The 19,497-nt window shown below is 73.2% G+C and carries 9 protein-coding genes and 1 pseudogene; 7 read left to right on the top strand and 3 right to left on the bottom strand.

Features of this window, described 5'->3' with window-relative positions; all coding sequences use genetic code 11:
- The first annotated feature begins 11 nt into the window (after positions 1 to 11).
- The 4 genes and pseudogenes from BFF77_RS11455 to moeZ all read left to right on the top strand — a co-directional run bounded on the left by BFF77_RS11455 (position 12) and on the right by moeZ (position 5,445).
- Positions 12 to 1,682: a dipeptide ABC transporter ATP-binding protein gene (locus BFF77_RS11455; protein WP_066947283.1), complete on the top strand. Its 1,671-nt coding sequence runs from the start codon at positions 12 to 14 to the stop codon at positions 1,680 to 1,682.
- 190 nt (positions 1,683 to 1,872) lie between these two features.
- Positions 1,873 to 3,033 (top strand): annotated as a pseudogene (locus BFF77_RS11450) (DUF3492 domain-containing protein); the annotation flags it as partial.
- A gap of 107 nt (positions 3,034 to 3,140) precedes the next feature.
- Positions 3,141 to 4,115 (top strand): NAD-dependent epimerase/dehydratase family protein, encoded by a 975-nt coding sequence (locus BFF77_RS11445; RefSeq protein WP_066947280.1) that lies wholly within the window; start codon positions 3,141 to 3,143, stop codon positions 4,113 to 4,115.
- A 151-nt stretch (positions 4,116 to 4,266) separates the two neighbouring features.
- Entirely contained in the window at positions 4,267 to 5,445 is a 1,179-nt protein-coding gene (moeZ, locus tag BFF77_RS11440; RefSeq protein WP_066947278.1) for an adenylyltransferase/sulfurtransferase MoeZ, read from the top strand.
- A 121-nt stretch (positions 5,446 to 5,566) separates the two neighbouring features.
- On the opposite strand, the gene BFF77_RS11435 is transcribed toward moeZ, so the two are convergent.
- The 3 genes from BFF77_RS11435 to BFF77_RS11425 form a co-directional block, all read right to left on the bottom strand.
- A complete protein-coding gene (locus tag BFF77_RS11435) occupies positions 5,567 to 7,192 on the bottom strand; it encodes an alpha/beta hydrolase (RefSeq protein WP_211280202.1) in 1,626 nt (541 codons plus the stop codon).
- Positions 7,193 to 7,311: 119 nt separating this feature from the next.
- A complete protein-coding gene (locus BFF77_RS11430) occupies positions 7,312 to 8,907 on the bottom strand; it encodes an alpha/beta hydrolase (protein WP_066947271.1) in 1,596 nt (531 codons plus the stop codon).
- A 126-nt stretch (positions 8,908 to 9,033) separates the two neighbouring features.
- Positions 9,034 to 11,943 carry a lysylphosphatidylglycerol synthase transmembrane domain-containing protein gene (locus BFF77_RS11425; RefSeq protein ID WP_211280201.1) on the bottom strand — a complete coding sequence of 970 codons (2,910 nt, stop codon included), beginning with the start codon at positions 11,941 to 11,943 and terminating at the stop codon, positions 9,034 to 9,036.
- A gap of 239 nt (positions 11,944 to 12,182) precedes the next feature.
- Between BFF77_RS11425 and BFF77_RS11420 the strand changes: the two genes are divergently transcribed.
- The 3 genes from BFF77_RS11420 to BFF77_RS11410 all read left to right on the top strand — a co-directional run.
- On the top strand, positions 12,183 to 12,596 hold the full coding sequence (locus tag BFF77_RS11420) for an MGMT family protein (protein ID WP_066947269.1): 414 nt from the start codon (positions 12,183 to 12,185) through the stop codon (positions 12,594 to 12,596).
- A gap of 296 nt (positions 12,597 to 12,892) precedes the next feature.
- The gene (locus BFF77_RS11415) at positions 12,893 to 16,414 is read left to right on the top strand and encodes an ATP-dependent helicase (RefSeq protein ID WP_066947266.1); all 3,522 of its coding nucleotides are present in this window, start codon (positions 12,893 to 12,895) and stop codon (positions 16,412 to 16,414) included.
- Between the two features lie 72 nt (positions 16,415 to 16,486).
- Positions 16,487 to 19,497: UvrD-helicase domain-containing protein (locus BFF77_RS11410; RefSeq protein WP_245703363.1), on the top strand; the 3,011-nt coding region annotated here is incomplete at its 3' end.

The raw sequence follows: 19,497 nt of genomic DNA, 5'->3' as shown, positions 1-19,497 counted from the left end.
CTGTGATTCCTGTGACGGAGCAGCTGATCGAGGTCGAGGACCTCACGGTCGACTTCGTCTCGGGCGGGGAGACCGTTCGGGCCGTCGACGGGCTGTCGTTCTCGCTCGCGGCGGGCCGGGCGATCGGCCTGGTCGGCGAGTCGGGCAGCGGCAAGAGCACGGTCGCGGGCGCGCTCCTCGGGCTTCACCGCGGGACGGGCGCGCGCGTCGGCGGCGCGGTGCGCGTGGGCGGTACGGACGTGGGCACCGCCTCCGACCGTGAACTGCGCGCGCTGCGCGGCGCGGTGGCCGCGATGGTCTTCCAGGACCCGCTGTCGTCCCTGGACCCGTACTACGCCGTCGGCGACCAGATCGCCGAGGTCTACCGGGTCCATACGGACGCCACGCGGCGGGCGGCCCGCGCACGGGCCGTCGAGGTGCTCGACCGGGTGGGCATCCCGGACGCGGCGCGCCGGGCGCACGCCAGACCGCACGAGTTCAGCGGCGGTATGCGCCAGCGCACGCTCATCGCGATGGCGCTCGCCTGCGAGCCGCGTCTGCTGATCGCCGACGAGCCGACCACGGCGCTCGACGTGACGGTCCAGGCGCAGATCCTCGACCTCCTCCATGATCTGCGCGCCGAGACGGGCATGGGGCTGCTCCTGGTCACCCATGACGTGGGAGTCGCGGCGGAGAGCGTGGACGAGGTGCTGGTGATGCGGCACGGCCGGGAGGTGGAGCGCGGCCCGGTCGCCGAGGTGCTGGGGGCGCCGAAGCGGACGTACACGCGCACGCTGCTCTCCTCGGTGCCCCGGGTGGACACACCGGTGGCGCGGGCGGCGGCGCAGCCGCGCCCCGCGGCCGGCGAGGTGCTGCTCGAAGCCGTCGGTCTGCGGCGGGAGTTCCGGCGCGGGCGGCGGAGCGTCGCCGCCGTCGACGGGGTGTCGCTCACCGTCGGAGCCGGCGAGACGCTCGGTGTCGTCGGCGAGAGCGGCAGCGGCAAGACCACCCTGGGTCGGATGCTCGTACGGCTGCTGGATCCGACCGACGGGCGGCTGCGCTACCGGGGCGCGGAGATCGCAGCGGCGTCCGAGAAGGAACTGCGGCCCCACCGCCGTGAGCTCCAGATGATCTTCCAGGATCCCGTCGCCTCGCTCAATCCGCGCCGCTCGGTGGGGGAGTCCGTCGCCGATCCGCTGCGGGCGGCCGGGGCGGCGGACGAGGAACGGATCGTGGCGCGCGTACGGGAGCTGCTGGAGCGGGTGGGGCTCGATCCCGACCGCTACGACCGGTATCCGCACGAGTTCAGCGGCGGCCAGCGGCAGCGCGTCGGTATCGCGCGGGCGCTCGCTGCCGAGCCCCGGCTGATCGTCTGCGACGAGCCCGTCTCGGCCCTCGACGTGACCACTCAGGCGCAGGTCGTCGCGCTCCTCGCGGAGCTCCAGCGGGAACTGGGCCTGGCCCTGGTCTTCATCGCCCACGACCTCGCCGTGGTACGGCAGGTCAGTGACCGGGTCGCCGTGATGCGGGACGGCAGGATCGTGGAGCAGGGAACGGTGGAGGAGGTGTACGGGGCGCCCTCCGACCCGTACACGAGGCGGTTGCTCGCCGCCGTGCCCGTGCTCGATCCGGTGCTCGCCGCCGCGCGCCGCTCGGCCAGGAAGGCGCTTCCCGAGCCCGCCGGGAATGTGGTCGCGGTCTGACCTTGCGTAGCCGAAGCACTCCGTAGCGCGACAGAACGCCGCCGGTGCGGGAAAGTTACGTGCATTCACCCCTTCCGGTGGTGCGACGGACAACCGTCCGTCGCACCACCGGTATATCCGCTTACGGTCGTCCCGCTGCGTGTCGCCGTGCCAACGGCGGCTGCCCACAAGGGAGATCGGGGGTGTACTCGTGCGGATCGGACTGCTTACGGACGGTGGCCATCCGTATGCCACGGGTGAATCCAGGCTCTGGTGCGACCGGCTCGTACGCGGGCTCGCACAGCACGAGTTCGACATCTGCGCGCTCAGCCGCAGCGCGTGGCGGGAGGAGCGCGGCTGGACGGAGCCGCCGCGCCGGATCCAGCGGGTGCGCACGGCACCGCTCCGGGCACCGGCCGACGACGGCCGTGGCCACGGGCGGCGCGACCGGCGCCGGTTCGCGGAGCACTTCGGCCGACTGGTCGCCGCGGTCTGCTCGGACGGGCCGGAGGGCGGCCCGGGGAGCGGCCCCCGGGACGGCTCCGGTGACGGCTCCCGGGACGGTTCGGCGGAACGCGCCGACGGCTTCGCCGCCGGGCTCCACGGGCTGGCCGATCTCGCCGGGGAGCGGGGCGGTCTCCACCGGGGGCTGCGCTCGGAAGCGGCCGTACGGCTGGTGGAGTCCGCCTGTCGTGCGCCCGGCGCGCGCCGGAGCGTGCGCTTCGCGACCGTGCCCGACCTCCTGGCCTTCGCCGATCGGCTGGAGCGCGCTCTGCGCCCCCTGTCGCTGGACTGGTACGACGACGCGACGCCGGGCGCGGTCGATCTCTGCCATGCCGCCTCCGGCGGATCCGCCGCTCTCCCGGGGCTCCTGGCCAAACGCTTCTTCGGTGTGCCGCTGGTGGTCACGGAGTACGGCGTCCAGCTCAGGGCGCACTACCTCGCCACCGGTGCTGCGGCGAGCGCGGCCGGTGGTGCGGGCGGCGGTGCGGGCGGCGCTCCGGCGGGTGCTGCTCCGCTCGGCACGCCCGTCCGCGCGCTGCCCGCCGCCTTCCGGAGGAGGCCGGCGGCCGAGATCTACCGGCAGGCCGATGTGATCACTCCCGGCAACGCCCATGCCGGACGGTGGCAGGAGTGGTGCGGCGCCGACCGCGCCAAGCTGCGGACGGTCCACCCGGGGATGGAGGCGGAGCGTTTCTCCGGGGCGGTCCCGGCGGGGAGCCGGGGAGGCTTTTCGGCGGGCGCCGCGGCGGGCGCCGGCGACGGCGGTCCGGGCACGCTCGTGTGGGTCGGCAGGATCGAGCCCGCCAAGGACCTGGTCCCGCTGCTGCACGCGTTCGCGGCGGTCCGGGCGGCGGAGCCGGGCGCGCGGCGCGACACGGTCAAGCACAGCAACACGATGAAGGAGACACCAGACATGACCCCGCCATCCCCAGCACCGGCCTTCGCCAAGGCCCGTCGGCACGGAAGGGCACCGCGATGAGAGTCCTGCTGCTCGGTGCCAACGGTTTCCTCGGCCGCTTCGTGGCCGACCGGCTGCTCGCCGATCCCGCCGTGCACCTCACCGCGCTCGGCCGCGGCGACGACGCGGACGTACGGTTCGATCTCGCGGGCGGCAGCCCGGGAGCCCTCACCCGCTTCCTGGACGCCGTGCACCCCGGAGTCGTGATCAACTGCGCGGGCGCCACCCGTGGCGGCGCCCGCGAACTGACCAGGCACAACACCGTCGCCGTCGCCACGGTCTGCGAGGCCCTGCGCCGCAGCGGCTGCGGAGCGAGACTCGTCCAGCTCGGCTGCGCCTCCGAGTACGGCCCCTCCCAGCACGGCTCGTCCACCGCCGAGGACGCCGTGCCGCGCCCCGGCGGCCCGTACGGCGTGAGCAAGCTGGCCGCCTCCGAGCTGGTGCTCGGCTCCGGACTCGACGCGATCGTGCTGCGGATCTTCTCGCCCGTCGGCCCGGGCACCCCGGCGGGCTCCCCGCTCGGCCGGCTCGCGGAGGCCATGCGCCGTGCCATGCAGGCGGGGGACGGCGAGCTCAAGCTCGGCGGACTCGGCGTGCAGCGCGACTTCGTGGACGTACGGGACGTGGCGCGCGCCGTGCACGCCGCCTCGCTCTCCGCCGCCCAGGGCATCGTCAACATCGGCACCGGCCGGGCGGTCAAGCTCAGGGACGCCGCCGCGGTGCTGGCGAGGGTCGCGGGCTACGCCGGAGCCCTGCACGAACTCGACATGCCCCCGGGACCGCTGCGTCCCGGTCATGCGACCATCGGCCCGCCACGCGGCGAGCAGCTGCCGGAACACATCGGCGCGGGCCCGTTCCCGTACCCCGACGGCTGCGGCGGCTGGCAGCAGGCGGACGTACGCACCGCCCGCGACCGGCTCGGCTGGCGGCCCCGGATCAATCTGGAGGAGTCGCTCGCGGACATCTGGATGGAGGCGGCGTGCCGCATCTGACCACCGCCGGCCCCCGGGGCTCACCGCCCGGCCACTGGGACGAGATCATCTCGCGAGTCGGACCGGGTGTCTCGGAATGACAAGGGCCGTGGCAGTGTTGCAGGGACAAGAACCGTACTGAATCATCGACCAACCCCCTGTTGAGGTCCCTGTGTCGCTGCCACCCCTGGTCGAGCCCGCTGCCGAGCTCACCGTCGACGAGGTCCGCAGGTACTCCCGTCATCTGATCATCCCGGACGTCGGGATGGACGGGCAGAAGCGGCTGAAGAACGCGAAGGTGCTGTGTGTGGGTGCCGGAGGTCTCGGCTCCCCGGCTCTGATGTACCTGGCCGCGGCCGGTGTCGGGACGCTCGGCATCGTGGAGTTCGACGAGGTCGACGAGTCGAACCTGCAGCGCCAGATCATCCACAGCCAGGCCGACATCGGCCGGTCCAAGGCCGTGTCCGCGCGTGACTCCGTCCTCGGTATCAATCCCTATGTGAAGGTGGTCCTTCACGAGGAGCGGCTCGAGGCCGAGAACGTGATGGAGATCTTCTCGCAGTACGACCTGATCGTGGACGGCACGGACAACTTCGCCACCCGCTATCTGGTCAACGACGCCTGCGTGCTGCTGAACAAGCCGTACGTCTGGGGGTCGATCTACCGCTTCGACGGCCAGGCGAGCGTGTTCTGGTCCGAGCACGGCCCGTGCTACCGCTGCCTCTACCCGGAGCCCCCGCCGCCGGGCATGGTGCCCTCCTGCGCCGAGGGCGGTGTGCTGGGCGTTCTCTGCGCGTCCATCGGCTCGATCCAGGTCACCGAGGCGATCAAGGTGCTCACGGGCGTCGGCGAGCCGCTGGTCGGCCGGTTGATGATCTACGACGCCCTGGAGATGCAGTACCGCCAGGTCAAGGTCCGCAAGGATCCCGACTGCGCGGTCTGCGGCGAGAACCCCACCGTCACCGAACTCATCGACTACGAGGCCTTCTGCGGTGTCGTGTCGGAGGAGGCCCAGCAGGCGGCGGCCGGTTCGACGATCACTCCCAAGCAGCTCAAGGAGTGGATCGACGACGGCGAGAACATCGAGATCATCGATGTCCGGGAGCCGAACGAGTACGAGATCGTCTCGATCCCCGGCGCCAAGCTGATCCCGAAGAACGAGTTCCTGATGGGTACCGCCCTGGCGACCCTGCCGCAGGACAAGAAGATCGTTCTGCACTGCAAGACGGGTGTCCGCAGCGCGGAGGTGCTCGCGGTGCTGAAGTCGGCGGGCTTCGCGGACGCGGTGCATGTCGGCGGCGGAGTGATCGGCTGGGTCAACCAGATCGAGCCGGCGAAGCCGGTCTACTAGCTCTGCCGGTCTGCCGGTCCGCCCGTCAGGTCCGTCCGCCCGGCCGGAGGGGCCGGTCCGCCGTCGCGCGGACCGGCCCCTCCGCCGTGCTCGCCCTCTCACGCGCGCCTACTTCGGGCGCCTACGCGTCGTCCGCGCAGCTCCCGCCGGACTCCGGGACCTCGCCGCGCAGGAGGTAGTCGTCCACGAGCCGGGTGATACAGCGGTTCCCGGTGGTGTACGCGCCATGGCCCTCGCCCTCGAAGGTGAGATGGACACCGACGCCCTCGCCGAGCTCCGCGACCATCCGCTCGGAGCCCTCGTACGGAGTCGCCGGATCGCCCTTGCCGCCTATCACCAGGATCGGGTCCGCGCCCGGCGCCGCCACCTCCGGCGTGACGTGTTCGCCCGCGACCGGCCAGCGTGAGCACCAGCCGGCCAGGTCCCAGGCCAGATACGGGCCGAAGACCGGCGACACCTCGCTGAAGTCGGCCAGCAGCCTGGTCCTGACCTCGGCCGCACCGACCCGGCCTTTCGCGTCCGCACAGGAGATGGCGCGCTGCGCGTGGTGCGCGACACCGTAACGGCCCCGCGCGTCACGGTCGTTGTACGAGTCGGCCAGCCGCAGCAGCCCGGTGCCGTCGCCGTTCTCGGCGCTCTCCAGCGCGTCCGTCAGCTCGGGCCAGCTCTCCTCGCCGTACAGCGGACCGATGACGCCGGTCAGCGCGAGGCCCTGGGTGAGCGTGCGGCCCATGGAGGTGGGCAAGGGCTCGTGGTCCAGCCGGTCGAGCAGCTTCACCACCCGCGCGGTGCCGCTTCTCGCGCTGGTGCCACGGCTCTCGAAGTAGTTGTCCAGGGCGCGCTGGAAGCCGAGCGCCTGGTTGCGGGAGTGGCCGATGTAGTCGGCCGTCGGATCGACCACCGCGTCCAGAACGAGCCGTCCGACCTTCGACGGGAACAAGTGGGCGTAGGTGCCGCCCAGTTCGGTGCCGTACGAGAAGCCGAAGTAGTGGAGCCTCGGATCGCCGAGCACCTGGCGCATCAGATCCAGGTCCCGGGCGGCACTGGTGGTTCCCACGTACGGCAGGACCCGTCCCGAACGCTTCACGCAGCCCGCGCCGAACGCCGCCGCGTCCTCGAGGAAGGTCCGCTCCTCCTCCGGAGTGTCCGGAGTGGAGTCGATGCGGAGGGACCGTTCCGTCTGCTGATTGTCCCGGCACACCACCGCGGAGCTCTCGGCGACTCCGCGAGGATCGAAGCCGACCAGGTCGTACCGTGCATGGAGGGTGTCGAAGAGACCGGCCGCACCGGGCAGCGTGGCGACACCCGAGCCGCCGGGCCCGCCGAAGTTGAAGAGGAGCGAGCCGATCCGGCGCTCCTTGTCCCGCGCCGCCGAGCGGATCAGGGCGATTCCGATGGTCTCGCCGGCCGGCTCGGTGTAGTCGAGCGGCGCCTGCATCGTGGCGCACCGCCAGGCGGAGCCGGGAGCCTTCGCGGCGCTGCCCCGTGCCTTCTCGGGAGCCGCGCACGGGTGCCAGTCGAGCGGTTGCGTGAGGAACGCGGCGGGTATCGGGGGAACCGCCGGTCCGGCTTTCCCGGCCTCTCCCCGGACGGACCCGGGAGCGGTGGTGGCGGTGACCGGGGAGGCGGCCTTGGCGTCGGGCGGAGTGTCCCGCGTACCGCCGCCGCATGCGGCGAGGGCGCCGGTCAGCAGCAGCGATCCCGCTGACAGCATGGACAGGGCGGCTATCCGGAAGCGTCTGGGCATCGGGCAATTCAAGCCCGTCCGGGGAGGGAGGACAACCGGGGTCCGGGCCGGCCCGCGAACGCCCGGCGTCGCCCCCGTCCGGACACCCTCCGGCCGGGCGGCGCCGGGAGGGCCGTGCCTCAGCGGCATACGGTGCCCGCCGCGGGCACGGTGCCGTTCAGCAGATAGTTGTTCACGGCGCTCTGCACACACGGGTTTCCGCTGTCGTACGAGCCGTGGCCCTGGCCGTGGTACGTGATCTCGACGCCGACGCCCTTGCCCAGCGCGTCGGCCATCGCCTTGGCGCCCGCGTACGGCGTCGCGGGGTCACCGGTGTTGCCGACGATCAGGATCGGCGCCGAGCCGGGAGCGCTGACGTCCGGGTGGGTCCATCGGCCCGGCACCGGCCACTTGGAACAGCTCATCAGGCCCCAGCCCAGGAAGTCCCCGAAGACGGGCGACGCCCTGCGGAACTCCGGGAGCTTGGCCTTGGTCTGCTCCAGTGTGTAACGCTCCTTGGAGTCCACACAGTTGACGGCCGCGTTGGCCGCCTGGATATTGCTGTACCTGCCGTACTCGTCGCGTCCGTTCATCGCGTCGGACAGCGCGAGCAGCAGCGCCCCGTTGCCGCCGTCGGCCTCGTCGAGTCCCTGTTCCAGATACGGCCAGAACTGCTTCGAATAGAGCGCCTGGGCAATGCCGTTGGTGGCCTGGGTCTGGGTCAGCTTGCGGTTGCCGATGCCCGCGACCGGCTTCTTGTCGAGCCGGGCGAGCAGCCGGGTGATGAAGCCCTCGATCTGCTTCGGTGTGGTGCCGGGCAGCCGGCAGGCGGCGCCTCGTGCCACACAGTCCTTCTCGAAGTTCTCGAGGGCGAGCTGAAAGCCCTTCGTCTGGCCGAGCGAGCCCTGTTCGGCGTTCTGGGACGGGTCGACCACGGCGTCGAGGACCGCGCGGCCGACGGACTTCGGATACAGGTGGGCGTAGACGCCGCCCAGTTCGGTGCCGTACGAGATGCCGAAGTAGTACAGCTTCCTGTCGCCGAGGACCTTGCGCATCAGCTCCATGTCACGGGCGGCGTTGGTCGTGCCGACATACGGGAGTGAGCTGCCGGAGCGTTTCTCGCAGGCCGCCGCGTAGGAGGCGAGTCCCTGGGTGAAGGTCTTCACCTCGGCGGCGTCGTCCGGTGTCGCGTCCTGGGCGTAGTACGCGTCGAGCTGCTTGTCGTCCTTGCACTCCACCGGGTCGCTGCGGCCGACACCGCGCGGGTCGAAGCTGACGAGGTCGTAACGGGACCGGAGTTTCTCGTAGTCCGCCGCGAAGGACGGCAGTCCGGTGATGCCGGACCCGCCGGGACCGCCGAAGTTGAAGACGAGCGAGCCGATCCGCCGGGCCTTGTCGCGTGCCGGGGCCCGGATGAGGGCCAGGTCGATCGTTCTGCCGCCCGCCCTGGCGTAGTCGAGCGGCACCTTCATCGACGCGCACTGCCACTGGGCGCCACCGGGCAGCGGGGACGGTCGCGTACCGCCGCCCTCGGCGGTCGAAGGGGCCGGGCATGCCGTCCAGTGCGGCCGTTGGGAGGCCAGGTTCTCGGGCACGGCCGTGCTGTTCGCCCTGCCGCCGTTGAAGCTGGTGCCGTCGGCGGGGCCCCCGAGGCCGGAGCAACCGGTGGCGGCCAGCAGGGCGGCGGCGGTGACCGCGGCGAGCGACGCGCCGCGCCGGGTGGTGGAGGTCGGCATGGATCCATCGTGCGCCGCGGGGCGGCGGGCCGCGCGGGGCGGCGGCCATGCGAGTGGCGCCCCGCGGCCGGGGGAGCGGCCCGCCGGGCGCCCCGGACAGGACCAAGGCCCTGGAGGGCCACGGCCCTAGAGCTCCCCCCGGCGGGTGAGGTGGCTGAAGCAGACCCAGCCCGGCAGCACCGGCAGCCACAGCGTCAGCAGCCGGTACAGCAGGACGGCGGGCGCGGCGATCTCCTTGGGGAGTCCGACCGCGATCAGGCCCAGCGTCAGCGCGCCCTCGATCGCACCCACACCGCCCGGTGTCGGCGCCGCCGAGCCGAGCGCGCTGCCCGCCAGGAAGACCACCGCGATGCTCGCGTAGCTGAGCTGCTGGTTGCCGTTGTCGAACGCCCGGATCGAGGCGTCCAGACACATCACGAACACACCGGTCAGCAGCAGCATCCCGCCGATGCCGGTGAGCAGCTTCATCGGCCGCTGGAGCACGTCGAGCATGCGCGGCACCACGCCGGCGAACAGCGAGCGCAGCCGCGTCACCACGAACTTCCGCAGGAACGGGATCGCGGTCACGACCAGCACCAGCACCGCGACCGTCAGCAGACCCGCGATCACCGTCCTGGAGGGAGTGAGCGAGGCCGACTTCTCCGTACCGGTCAGATAGCCGAAGGACAGCAGCAGCAGGATGTGCGAGCCGAGCCCGAAGAGCTGCGACGCGCCCACGCTCGCAACCGCGAGCCCCGGCCTTACTCCCGCGCGCTGGAGGAAGCGGGTGTTCAGCGCCACACCGCCGACCGCCGCCGGAGCGACGATCTTCACGAACGAACCGGCGACCTGCGCGGCGACCGTCTTGCGGAACGGCACCCGCTCCGGCACGAAGCCCAGCAGGCTCATCGACGCCGCGACATAGCTGAGGAGCGAGAACGCCGCCGCGGCGGCCACCCAGCCCCAGTGCGCCTGGCTGACGACCGTGTTGAAGTCGAGCTGTGTCAGCTGCGTGAGCAGGAAGTACGCGGCGATGGCCCCGGCGATGAAGCTGATGAGCGTACGGGGCTTGATCCGCTCCAGCCGGACCGGTTCGACCGGTGCCTGCGGCCTGATCAGCAGCACCTGCCGCCGCATCTGGGAGAGCAGGTCCTCCTCGCGCGCCTCGTCGAGCGCGTCGTCTATCGCCCGCTTCTCGGCCTGCTTCTCCGCGCGCAGGGACTTCCGTACGGCCTTGCGGTCACCGTCCTCGGCGGCGATGTCCGCGGCTCGCGCGCGCTTGTTCGTCGCGGACGCCGCGAGTACGGCGTCGCGTTCGCGCTGCGAGCGCTCACGGGCGAGCCGGCGCAGGGTCGCGCGGGTGGAGCGGCTCAGCGCGATCGGCTGGAGCAGCGGCAGACAGTCGGCGACGGCGTCCGGGCCGATCACCTCCACGGCGGCGGCGACGGAGCGCTCCGCGCCCACCCGCAGGCCCATCGTCGTGAGCAACTGCGCGGTGTCCATCCGCAGCACCAGATCGCCCGCCGCGATCTCACCGCCGCGCAGCTCCGTGAGGATCACCTTGCCCGAGCGGTCCACCACGAGCGCGTCGCCGGTGAGCCTGCGGTGCGCGATACGGCGGGACTGGAGCGCCTTCACCTGGTGCCAGGCGTTCCGTACCAGCTCGTCGGTGATCGCCGAGTCCGGCAGCGAGTCCAGGGACCGCGCGCCCAGGTGCTCGTACACCAGCATGACGGCGTCCGGACCGAGCTCGGAGGTGGCGATCAGCTTCGGGGCGTTGGCACCGGCGGCGATGGCCGCGTACGCGAGGAGCGCTTCCTGTTCGAGCGCCTGGCGCAGGGAGGGGATGGAGCTGCGGGTGGTGAAGGAGCGCAGCGTGAGCTGCCGCCAGACCCGGTAGAAGAAGCCCTGCGCCTGCTGTTCGCGGTCGACGACGGTGACATCGAGCGGCGGCCCGTCCTCCAGCGAGACCAGATACCGGCGGCCCCGGTCGCCCTGCTCGGCGGAGTCCGACACCTCCTCGGCGCGCATCGCGCTGACCGGGCGGAAACCGACATGGCGCAGACCCGCCATCAGGGTCTGGCCGGTGGGCCGTACGTTCGGTGAGCCGACCGCGTAGAGCGTGCCGTACGCGACGCTCCAGCCGATCAGTACGGTCAGGGCGATCGAGAACGGAGTGGTGTAGCCGGCGACCAGCATCGCGAAGGCGTCGAGCAGCAGCACCACCCAGAGCACGACCCGCCAGCGCGGCCTGCGGGCCATGCCCACGGCCGTCATATAGGCGATGACGGGCGCGAGATAGCCGTGTACGGGATCGGTGAGACCGGCGCCGAGCTGCGGCCGGGTCAGCGCGTCCTGGATGGACTCCGGCGCCGATCTGGCGACCCAGAGGTCGGTGGCGAGTGTCACGCCGTGGGCCAGTACGGCGGCGAGGACGCCGTCCGCGATCCGCAGCCCGTCACGCTTGATCAGCCGCTCGATGGCGAACGCGACCGGGACGAGCAGCACGGCGATGCTGGAGACCAGTCCGGCGACCTTGACCATCAGGTCGGGGGCCTGGCCCGTGCCCTTGGAGATGTCCTGTTCCAGGCCGGTGGTGGTGCCGTGGGCGAAGGCGGAGAGGCCGAGGAGGAGAGCGATGGCCAGGACGCCGATCAGCAGCCGCAGCAGATCGGAGGGCCGGTGGACCCGGGCCGCGAGGAGCGGTTCGTCGCCGGAGACGCGGTCGGCACGGGTGGCGCCGGTGTCACAGCCGTCGGGCGGGAGGTCGTCCGGTGGGAGACCGTCGGGGGAGGGGGCCTCGGCCGCGCCGTCCTTGGGCGATCGGTCCTCGGACGCAAGTTCCTCGGACGGCCGGTCCTTGAACGCAGGGTCCTCGGACGGTTGGTCCGGGGACGGGACGGGCGCCGGCGGGAGGTCGTCGGGGCCGGTGGGCCGGTGTCCCTCGGCCCGGGGTCCCGCGGTCCGGGGGCCGGTGGTCACGCCGGCCCGGGCCCTCGGGGCCGTTTCCGGGCGCGGCTCAGCGCCGGAGGTGTCCGCCGTCGCAGTCGGCTGCACGGCCCGCTCCTCCACCGAATCCGTCTCTTCTTGATCTCGTATCACCAGTCACCGCCGGGATGATGGTGGCACGAGCCGACGACAGACGCGGGCATCAGGGTGCATTGCGGGGACTCGGGGTGGGCGGAATGCTCCTCTTTGCAACCGTACGTACACAGGGTGACCGGCTGGACGCGCTCCGGAACCGTTCGGTGACGGCGGCGACGGAGGTGTCGGTGGCGTGCGGCAGGATAAGGCGGATGAGGAACGACGAGAGCGCGCGCGAGGGGACGGACGCGGGCACGGGCCGGGCCGACGAGCCCGGAGAACTGCCGGAGTACGCGGAGCGGGTGCTGGATGTCGCCGAGCTGATCCCGTCCGGCCGTGTGATGACGTACGGCGATGTCGCGGAGTGGCTCGGCGAGGGCGGCCCGCGCCAGGTGGGCCGGGTCATGGCCCTCTACGGAGCCGCCGTGTCCTGGTGGCGGGTGGTCCGCTCGGACGGTGTGCTGCTCCCGGGACATGAGCTGACGGCCCTGGACCGCTACCGCGAGGAGGGCACACCGCTGCGTGAGGCCCCGCGGAACGCCGAGGGGCATCTGCCGCGGCTGGACCTGAAGCGGGCGCGCTGGGACGGCGGCGGCGCGGAGGCCGGCGGGGTGGCTCACATATGACAGCTTCCGCCATCCGGCCCCGGCGCGGGACGCGCCACAGGCGTGCTGAGGACCACACGAACCGGACGAAGGCGCACACGACGGCGCGTGAGGCGGCGCACGGCGGACGCCTCCGCCCGGCGGTGCGGACGGCGGCGTGGACGGCAGGGCGGACGGCGGCGTGGGAGGCGGACCGCCTGCGTCCCGCCCGCCCGGCGGCGTAGCGTCAACGGCGCGCGTCACTTTCACCCGCCGCGCCTCAGGCGCCCCTGTCCCCCGCGTCACCACCAGCACCTCTTCCAGGACCGGCGATCCACGTGAGTTCCTCCTCCTCCACCGGGCGTACCCCGCACCGTCGGGTACGGCAGCGGATCCCGGGCGCGTACCGCCTGGTGCGCACGCCGCCGGTCCCGGTGGCCCCCCCTGAGCTGGACGCAGCCCAGCGCGGGGTGGTTGACCACGGGACGGGACCGCTGCTGGTGCTGGCGGGGCCGGGTACGGGCAAGACCACGACGCTGGTGGAGTCGGTCGCCCGGCGGGTCGCGGGCGGGACGGATCCCGAACGGATCCTGGTCCTCACCTTCAGCCGCAAGGCGGCCGTGGAGCTGCGCGACCGGATGGCCGTCCGGCTCGGCGGCGGACGCGGCCCGCAGGCCACCACCTTTCACTCGTTCTGCTACGCCCTGATCCGCGCGCACCAGGACGCGGACCTCTTCACCGAACCGCTGAGGCTGCTCTCCGGCCCCGAGCAGGACGTCGCCGTGCGGGATCTGCTCGCGGGCCAGCTCGTGCTGGAGCGCGAGGGCCGGGGGCGCGTGAGGTGGCCGGACGAGCTGCGCGCGTGCCTCACCACGCGCGGCTTCGCCGACGAGGTACGGGCGGTGCTCGCCCGGAGCCGTGAGCTGGGCCTCGGCCCCGACTCGCTGGCGGCGTTCGCGCGGCGCACGGGCCGCCCCGACTGGTCGGCCGCCGCGTCCTTCCTCGCGGAGTATCTGGATGTTCTGGATATCCAGGGCGTACTCGACTACGCGGAGCTGGTCCACCGGGCGGTGCTGCTGGCGGGCCGCCCCGAGGTCGCGGAGCGGCTCGTCGCCCAGTACGACGCGGTGTTCGTCGACGAGTACCAGGACACCGATCCGGCGCAGGTCCGGCTGCTGGGCGCGCTGGCCGGACAGGGCCGCACACTGGTCGCCTTCGGCGATCCGGACCAGTCGATCTACGCGTTCCGCGGCGCCGATGTGAACGGCATCCTGGACTTTCCGCACGCCTTCCCGCGCGCGGACGGCCGCCCGGCACCGGTGGCGGTCCTCGGCACCTCCCGCCGTTCCGGCGCGGGGCTGCTCGACGCGACCCGGCGGCTCACCCGCCGTATGCCGCTCACACGGTTGCCCGCCGAGAAGGTGCAGGCACACCGTGAGCCGGTGCCGGTACGGCAGGGCGGCCAGGTCGAGACATACACATTCCCCACTCCTTCCACGGAGCTGGACAACATCGCCGACATCCTCCGCCGCGCGCATCTGGAGGACGGCATCCCGTGGAACGACATGGCGGTCCTGGTCCGTGCGGGCGGTCGCACCATCCCTTCCATCCGTCGCGCGCTGACCTCGGCGGGCGTACCACTGGAGGTGGACGGCGACGACATGCCCCTGCGCCATGAACCGGCGGTGTCGCCGCTCCTGACGGCACTCCGGGCGGTGGCCGAGGCGGCGCTGCGTCCCCGGCCCGGCCCGGAGGAGGGCACGGCCGAGCAGGACGCGCCGGACCAGGACGTGCCCGCGCCGGACGTTCCGGACGTTCCGGACGTGCCCGACGACGACGCGCGGGACCACGACCGGCCGGAGCGGCCCGCGCCGGAGCGGCCCGCGTCCGCGCCGGACGCGCCCGGTGCCGTCGGCCGGCCCGACGCCGGGACGACCCCTGACGTCGAATCGACCCCCGAGGTCGAATCGACCCCCGACGTCGAGACCGCGCTCGACGTCGAGACCGCCCTCGCCCTTCTCACCTCCCCCCTCGGCGGTATGGACGCCGCGGATCTGCGCCGGCTCGGGCGCGCGCTGCGGGACGAGGAGCGGGCCGGCGGCAACCGGGTGCCGGCGCCGTCCGACGTGCTGCTCGCACGGGCGCTCGCCGAGCCCGAGCGGCTGGTCGCACACGATCCGGCGTACGCCCGGGGCGCCCAGCGGCTCGGCACGCTGCTGCGCAAGGCGCGGGAGCTGCTCGAAGGCGGCGGCACCGCGGAGGAGGCGCTCTGGGAGCTCTGGGACGGCACCCCCTGGCCGGCCAGGCTCGAACGCTCCGCACTGCGCGGCGGCGCGGCGGGCCGCAACGCCGACCGCGACCTCGACGCCGTGTGCGCCCTCTTCGACGCCGCCGCCCGCGCCGAGGAGCGCACCGGCGGCCGGGGCGCGCTCAACTTCCTGGAGGAGCTGGACGCCCAGGACATCGCCGCCGACACCCTCAGCCGCCGTGCCGTACGCTCCGACGCCGTACGGCTGATGACGGCCCACCGGGCCAAGGGCCTGGAGTGGCGGCTCGTCGTCGTCGCGGGTGTGCAGGAGGGCCTCTGGCCCGATCTGCGCCGCCGCGGCTCCCTCCTGGAGGCGGACAGGATCGGCCGGGACGGCCTCGCCGAGCCCCTCACTCCCGGCGCCCTCCTGACCGAGGAGCGCCGACTCTTCTACGTCGCCGCCACCCGCGCGCGCGACCGGCTCGTCGTCACCGCCGTCAAGGCGCCCGCCGACGACGGCGACCAGCCCTCCCGGTTCCTCACCGAACTCGGCGTCGAGCCCAGGGACATCACCGGCCGCCCCCGTCGCCCCCTCGCCGTCGCCCCGCTCGTCGCGGAGCTGCGCGCCACCACCGTCGACCCGGAGGCGTCGCCCGCCCTGCGCGACGCCGCCGCCCGCCGTCTGGCCCGGCTCGCGGCGCTCGGCGACGAGGAGGGCCAGCCGCTCGTACCGTCCGCGCATCCGCACCGCTGGTGGGGCCTGTACGAGCCGACCCGCAGCGCCGTTCCGCTGCGCGACCGGGACCAGCCCGTCGCGCTGTCCGGCAGCGCCCTGGACCAGTTGGCGAACACCTGCGCGCTCCAGTGGTTCCTGGGCCGCGAGGTGAAGGCGGACGAGCCCGCCACGGCCGCCCAGGGCTTCGGCAACGTCGTCCATGTCCTGGCCGACGAGGTCGCCTCCGGCCGTACCCCCGCCGATCTCGCCGTCCTCATGGAGCGGCTGGACTCCGTGTGGGAGGCGCTCGCCTTCGACGCGCCCTGGAAGTCCAGCCAGGAGAAGGAGCACGCGCGCGTGGCGCTCGAACGCTTTCTGCGCTGGCATGTCATGGACCGCGGCGGACGCACTCCCGCCGCCACCGAGCACGGTTTCGACGTCACCCTGGAGGCGGGCGCGTACGAGGTGCGCATCCGGGGCTCGATGGACCGTGTGGAGCGGGACACCCAAGGCCGCGCCTACGTCGTCGACTTCAAGACCGGCAAGCGGGCCCCCACCAAGGACGAGGTGGCGCACCACCCCCAGCTCGCCGTCTACCAGCTCGCCGTACGGGAGGGCGCGCTGGACGAGGTCTTCGACGGCCGGCGCCCGGAGCCGGGCGGCGCCGAACTCGTCCAACTGCGCCAGCCGGCGCCGAAGAAGGAGGGCGGCGAGCAACTCCCCAAGGTCCAGGCACAGGAGCCGCTCGCGGGGGAGTGGGTCGGCGAACTGCTCACCACCGCCGCCGGCCGCGTACTGGACGAGAGGTTCACCCCCACCACCGGGGGACACTGCGCGAACTGCGCCTTCCACGCCTCGTGCAGCGCACGGCCGGAGGGCCGGCACGTCGTGGAGTGAGAGCCGCGCCCGGGGCGTCTCGGCGGCAACCGCCCGGCGGGCGTTGTCAGTGGTGGCGGATAGCCTCTCCGGGTGTCCGTACGTCTCACCGATCCCGAGCAGCTCAAGGAGCTCCTCGGCATCCCCTTCACCCCGGAGCAGGTGGCCTGCATCACGGCGCCGCCCGCCCCGCAGGTCGTCGTGGCCGGAGCCGGCTCCGGGAAGACCACGGTGATGGCCGCCCGCGTGGTGTGGCTGGTGGGCAGCGGACAGGTCGCCCCGGAACAGGTCCTCGGGCTCACCTTCACCAACAAGGCGGCGGGCGAGCTGGCCGAGCGCGTCCGCAAGGCGCTCGTAAGGGCCGGGGTCACCGACCCCGATGTGATCGATCCGGACCACCCCCCGGGCGAGCCCCGGATCTCCACGTACCACGCCTTCGCGGGACGGCTGCTCACCGACCACGGTCTGCGGATAGGACTTGAGCCGACGGCCCGGCTGCTCGCCGACGCCACCCGCTTCCAGCTCGCCGCGCGGGTGCTGCGGGAGGCGCCCGGACCGTACCCGGCCCTGACCAAGACGCTCCCCGCCCTGGTCAGCGATCTGCTCGCGCTCGACGCCGAGCTGGCCGAGCATCTCGTGGACCCGGGCGGCCTCGCCGCGTACGACGGCGAGCTGCTGCGCGCCCTGGACGGTGCCAGGCTCAGCAACGCCGAGCTGCGCAAGGTGCCGGAGACGGTGGCCGCCCGCCGTGAACTGCTGGACCTCGTGGGGCGTTACCGCGAGGCCAAGCGCGCCCGCGATCTGCTCGACTTCGGCGACCAGATCGCGCTCTCGGCCGGACTCGCCTCGACCAGACCCGAGGTCGGGACGATTCTCCGGGACGAGTTCCGGGTCGTCCTGCTCGACGAGTACCAGGACACCTCGGTCGCCCAACGGCTGCTTCTGTCCGGGCTCTTCGGCGGCGGCACCGGGCACGCGGTGACGGCGGTCGGCGACCCCTGCCAGGCGATCTACGGCTGGCGCGGCGCCTCCGTCGCCAATCTGGACGACTTCCCGGAGCATTTCCCGTACGCCGACGGCGGCCCGGCCGCCCGCTTCTCGCTCAGTGAGAACCGGCGCAGCGGCGGCCGTCTGCTCGACCTCGCCAACGGTCTCGCCGGGCCGCTGCGCGCGATGCACGAAGGCGTCGAGGCGCTGCGGCCCGCGCCCGGCGCGGAGCGCGACGGCGCGGTGCGCTGCGCCCTGCTCCCGACCCACGCGGAGGAGATCGAGTGGCTCGCCGACTCGATCGCCCATCTGGTGCGCACGGGCGAGGAGCCGGGCGAGATCGCCGTGCTGTGCCGTACGGCCGGTGACTTCCCGGAGATCCAGGGCGCGCTGGTGGCCCGTGACATACCCGTCGAGGTCGTGGGGCTCTCCGGGCTCCTCCATCTTCCCGAGGTCGCCGATCTCGTCGCCATGTGCGAGGTCCTCCAGGACCCGGGCGCCAACGCCTCACTCGTACGGCTGCTCACCGGACCGCGCTGGCGTATCGGGCCGCGCGATCTCGCGCTGCTGGGCCGCAGGGCCCGGCTGCTGGTCCACCGGGGCGGCGGCGAGGACGGTGAGGACGATCTCGACGCGCGGCTGGCCGCGGCGGTCGAGGGCACCGATCCGGCCGAGGTGATCTCGCTCGCGGACGCCCTCGACACCTTCCTGGAGCCCGCGGGCGCTCCGGCGGACGGGCTGCCCTTCTCCGCCGCCGCCCGTGTGCGGTTCGCGCGGCTGGCCGCCGAGCTGCGCGAGCTGCGCCGGTCCCTGGCCGATCCCTTGATGGACGTCCTGCACCGCGTCCTGGCGACGACCGGTCTGGAGGTCGAGCTGTCCGCGTCACCGCACGCGCTGGCCGCCCGCCGCCGCGAGACGCTGAGCGGCTTCCTGGACATCGCGGCCTCCTTCGCCGCGCTCGACGGGGAGGCGGGACTGCTGGCGTTCCTGGCGTTCCTGCGGACGGCCGCGCAGTACGAGAAGGGCCTGGACCACGCGCTGCCGGGCGGCGAGAACACCGTGAAGGTGCTCACCGCCCACAAGTCCAAGGGACTTGAGTGGAATGTGGTCGCCGTACCGGGACTGGTGACGGGACAGTTCCCCAACGGCCGGGCGCGCGAGGCCTGGACGTCCCAGCCGAAGGTCCTGCCGCACGCGCTGCGCGGCGACGCGCCGACCCTGCCGGATGTGCCGTCCTGGGACGCGAAGGGGCTCAAGTCGTTCAAGGACGCGATGAAGGAGCACCAGCACACGGAGGAACTGCGCCTGGGCTATGTCACCTTCACCCGCCCGCGCACCCTGCTGCTCGGCTCCGGCCACTGGTGGGGCCCGACGCAGAAGCGCCCGCGCGGCCCGTCGGACTTTCTGCGCGCCCTGTACGACCACTGCGCGTCGGGGTACGGCGAGATCGAGGCATGGGCGGACGAGCCGGAGGAGACCGACGAGAACCCGTCCCTGCGTGCCGAGACCACACCTCACGCCTGGCCCCTTCCGCTGGACCCGGAGTCCCTGGCCCGCCGACGCGCGGCGGCGGACACGGTCCTGGCACACATGGAGGAGCTGCTGAGGGCGGAGGCCGAGGACACATCCGCGGCCTCCGAGCGGGGTGAACCGCCCCACCGCACGGATCCGACGGCCCCGACGGATCCGACGGCCCCGACGGATCCGACGGGCCCGACGGCGCCGGCGGACCGGCCCGGCACGGCGGACCGGCCCGGCACGGCGGACCGGCCCGGCACGGCGGACCGGCCCGGCGCGACGGAGGAGGCCGGAGGGGGCGAGCCGGACTCCACCGGCCCCGGCGGCGCGCCCGCCGACGCGGGGCCGCCCGACATCGATCTGTTCGACGCCGAGCCGCCGGACGACGATCCGTTCGACACCGACCCGTTCGGGACCGAGCCGCCGGACGACGATCTTCCGGACGACGAGCCACCGGACGACGACCCCTCCGGCCCGGGCCCCGGCGACGCCGACCTGTCCGACCTGGCCGACTGGGACGCCTGGGACACCACCCGGGAGACGTCCGCCCCGGCCGGGGACAGGGCCGGGTCCGGTACCGGGGCCCCGGCCGGGGCCCC

It is taken from the genome of Streptomyces lushanensis, assembly GCF_001700515.1.
Taxonomy (GTDB): domain Bacteria; phylum Actinomycetota; class Actinomycetes; order Streptomycetales; family Streptomycetaceae; genus Streptomyces; species Streptomyces lushanensis.
Note: the sequence above shows the minus strand (reverse complement) of the source record. Positions and strands in the feature narration are given on the sequence as shown.

What these genes read in the sequence shown, in the direction of transcription:
- BFF77_RS11445 (WP_066947280.1), top strand. Translation starts at nt 3,141, where the DNA reads ATGAGAGTCCTGCTGCTCGGTGCCAACGGTTTCCTCGGCCGCTTCGTG.
- BFF77_RS11435 (WP_211280202.1), bottom strand. Translation starts at nt 7,192, where the DNA reads ATGCCCAGACGCTTCCGGATAGCCGCCCTGTCCATGCTGTCAGCGGGA.
- BFF77_RS11430 (WP_066947271.1), bottom strand. Translation starts at nt 8,907, where the DNA reads ATGCCGACCTCCACCACCCGGCGCGGCGCGTCGCTCGCCGCGGTCACC.
- BFF77_RS11420 (WP_066947269.1), top strand. Translation starts at nt 12,183, where the DNA reads ATGAGGAACGACGAGAGCGCGCGCGAGGGGACGGACGCGGGCACGGGC.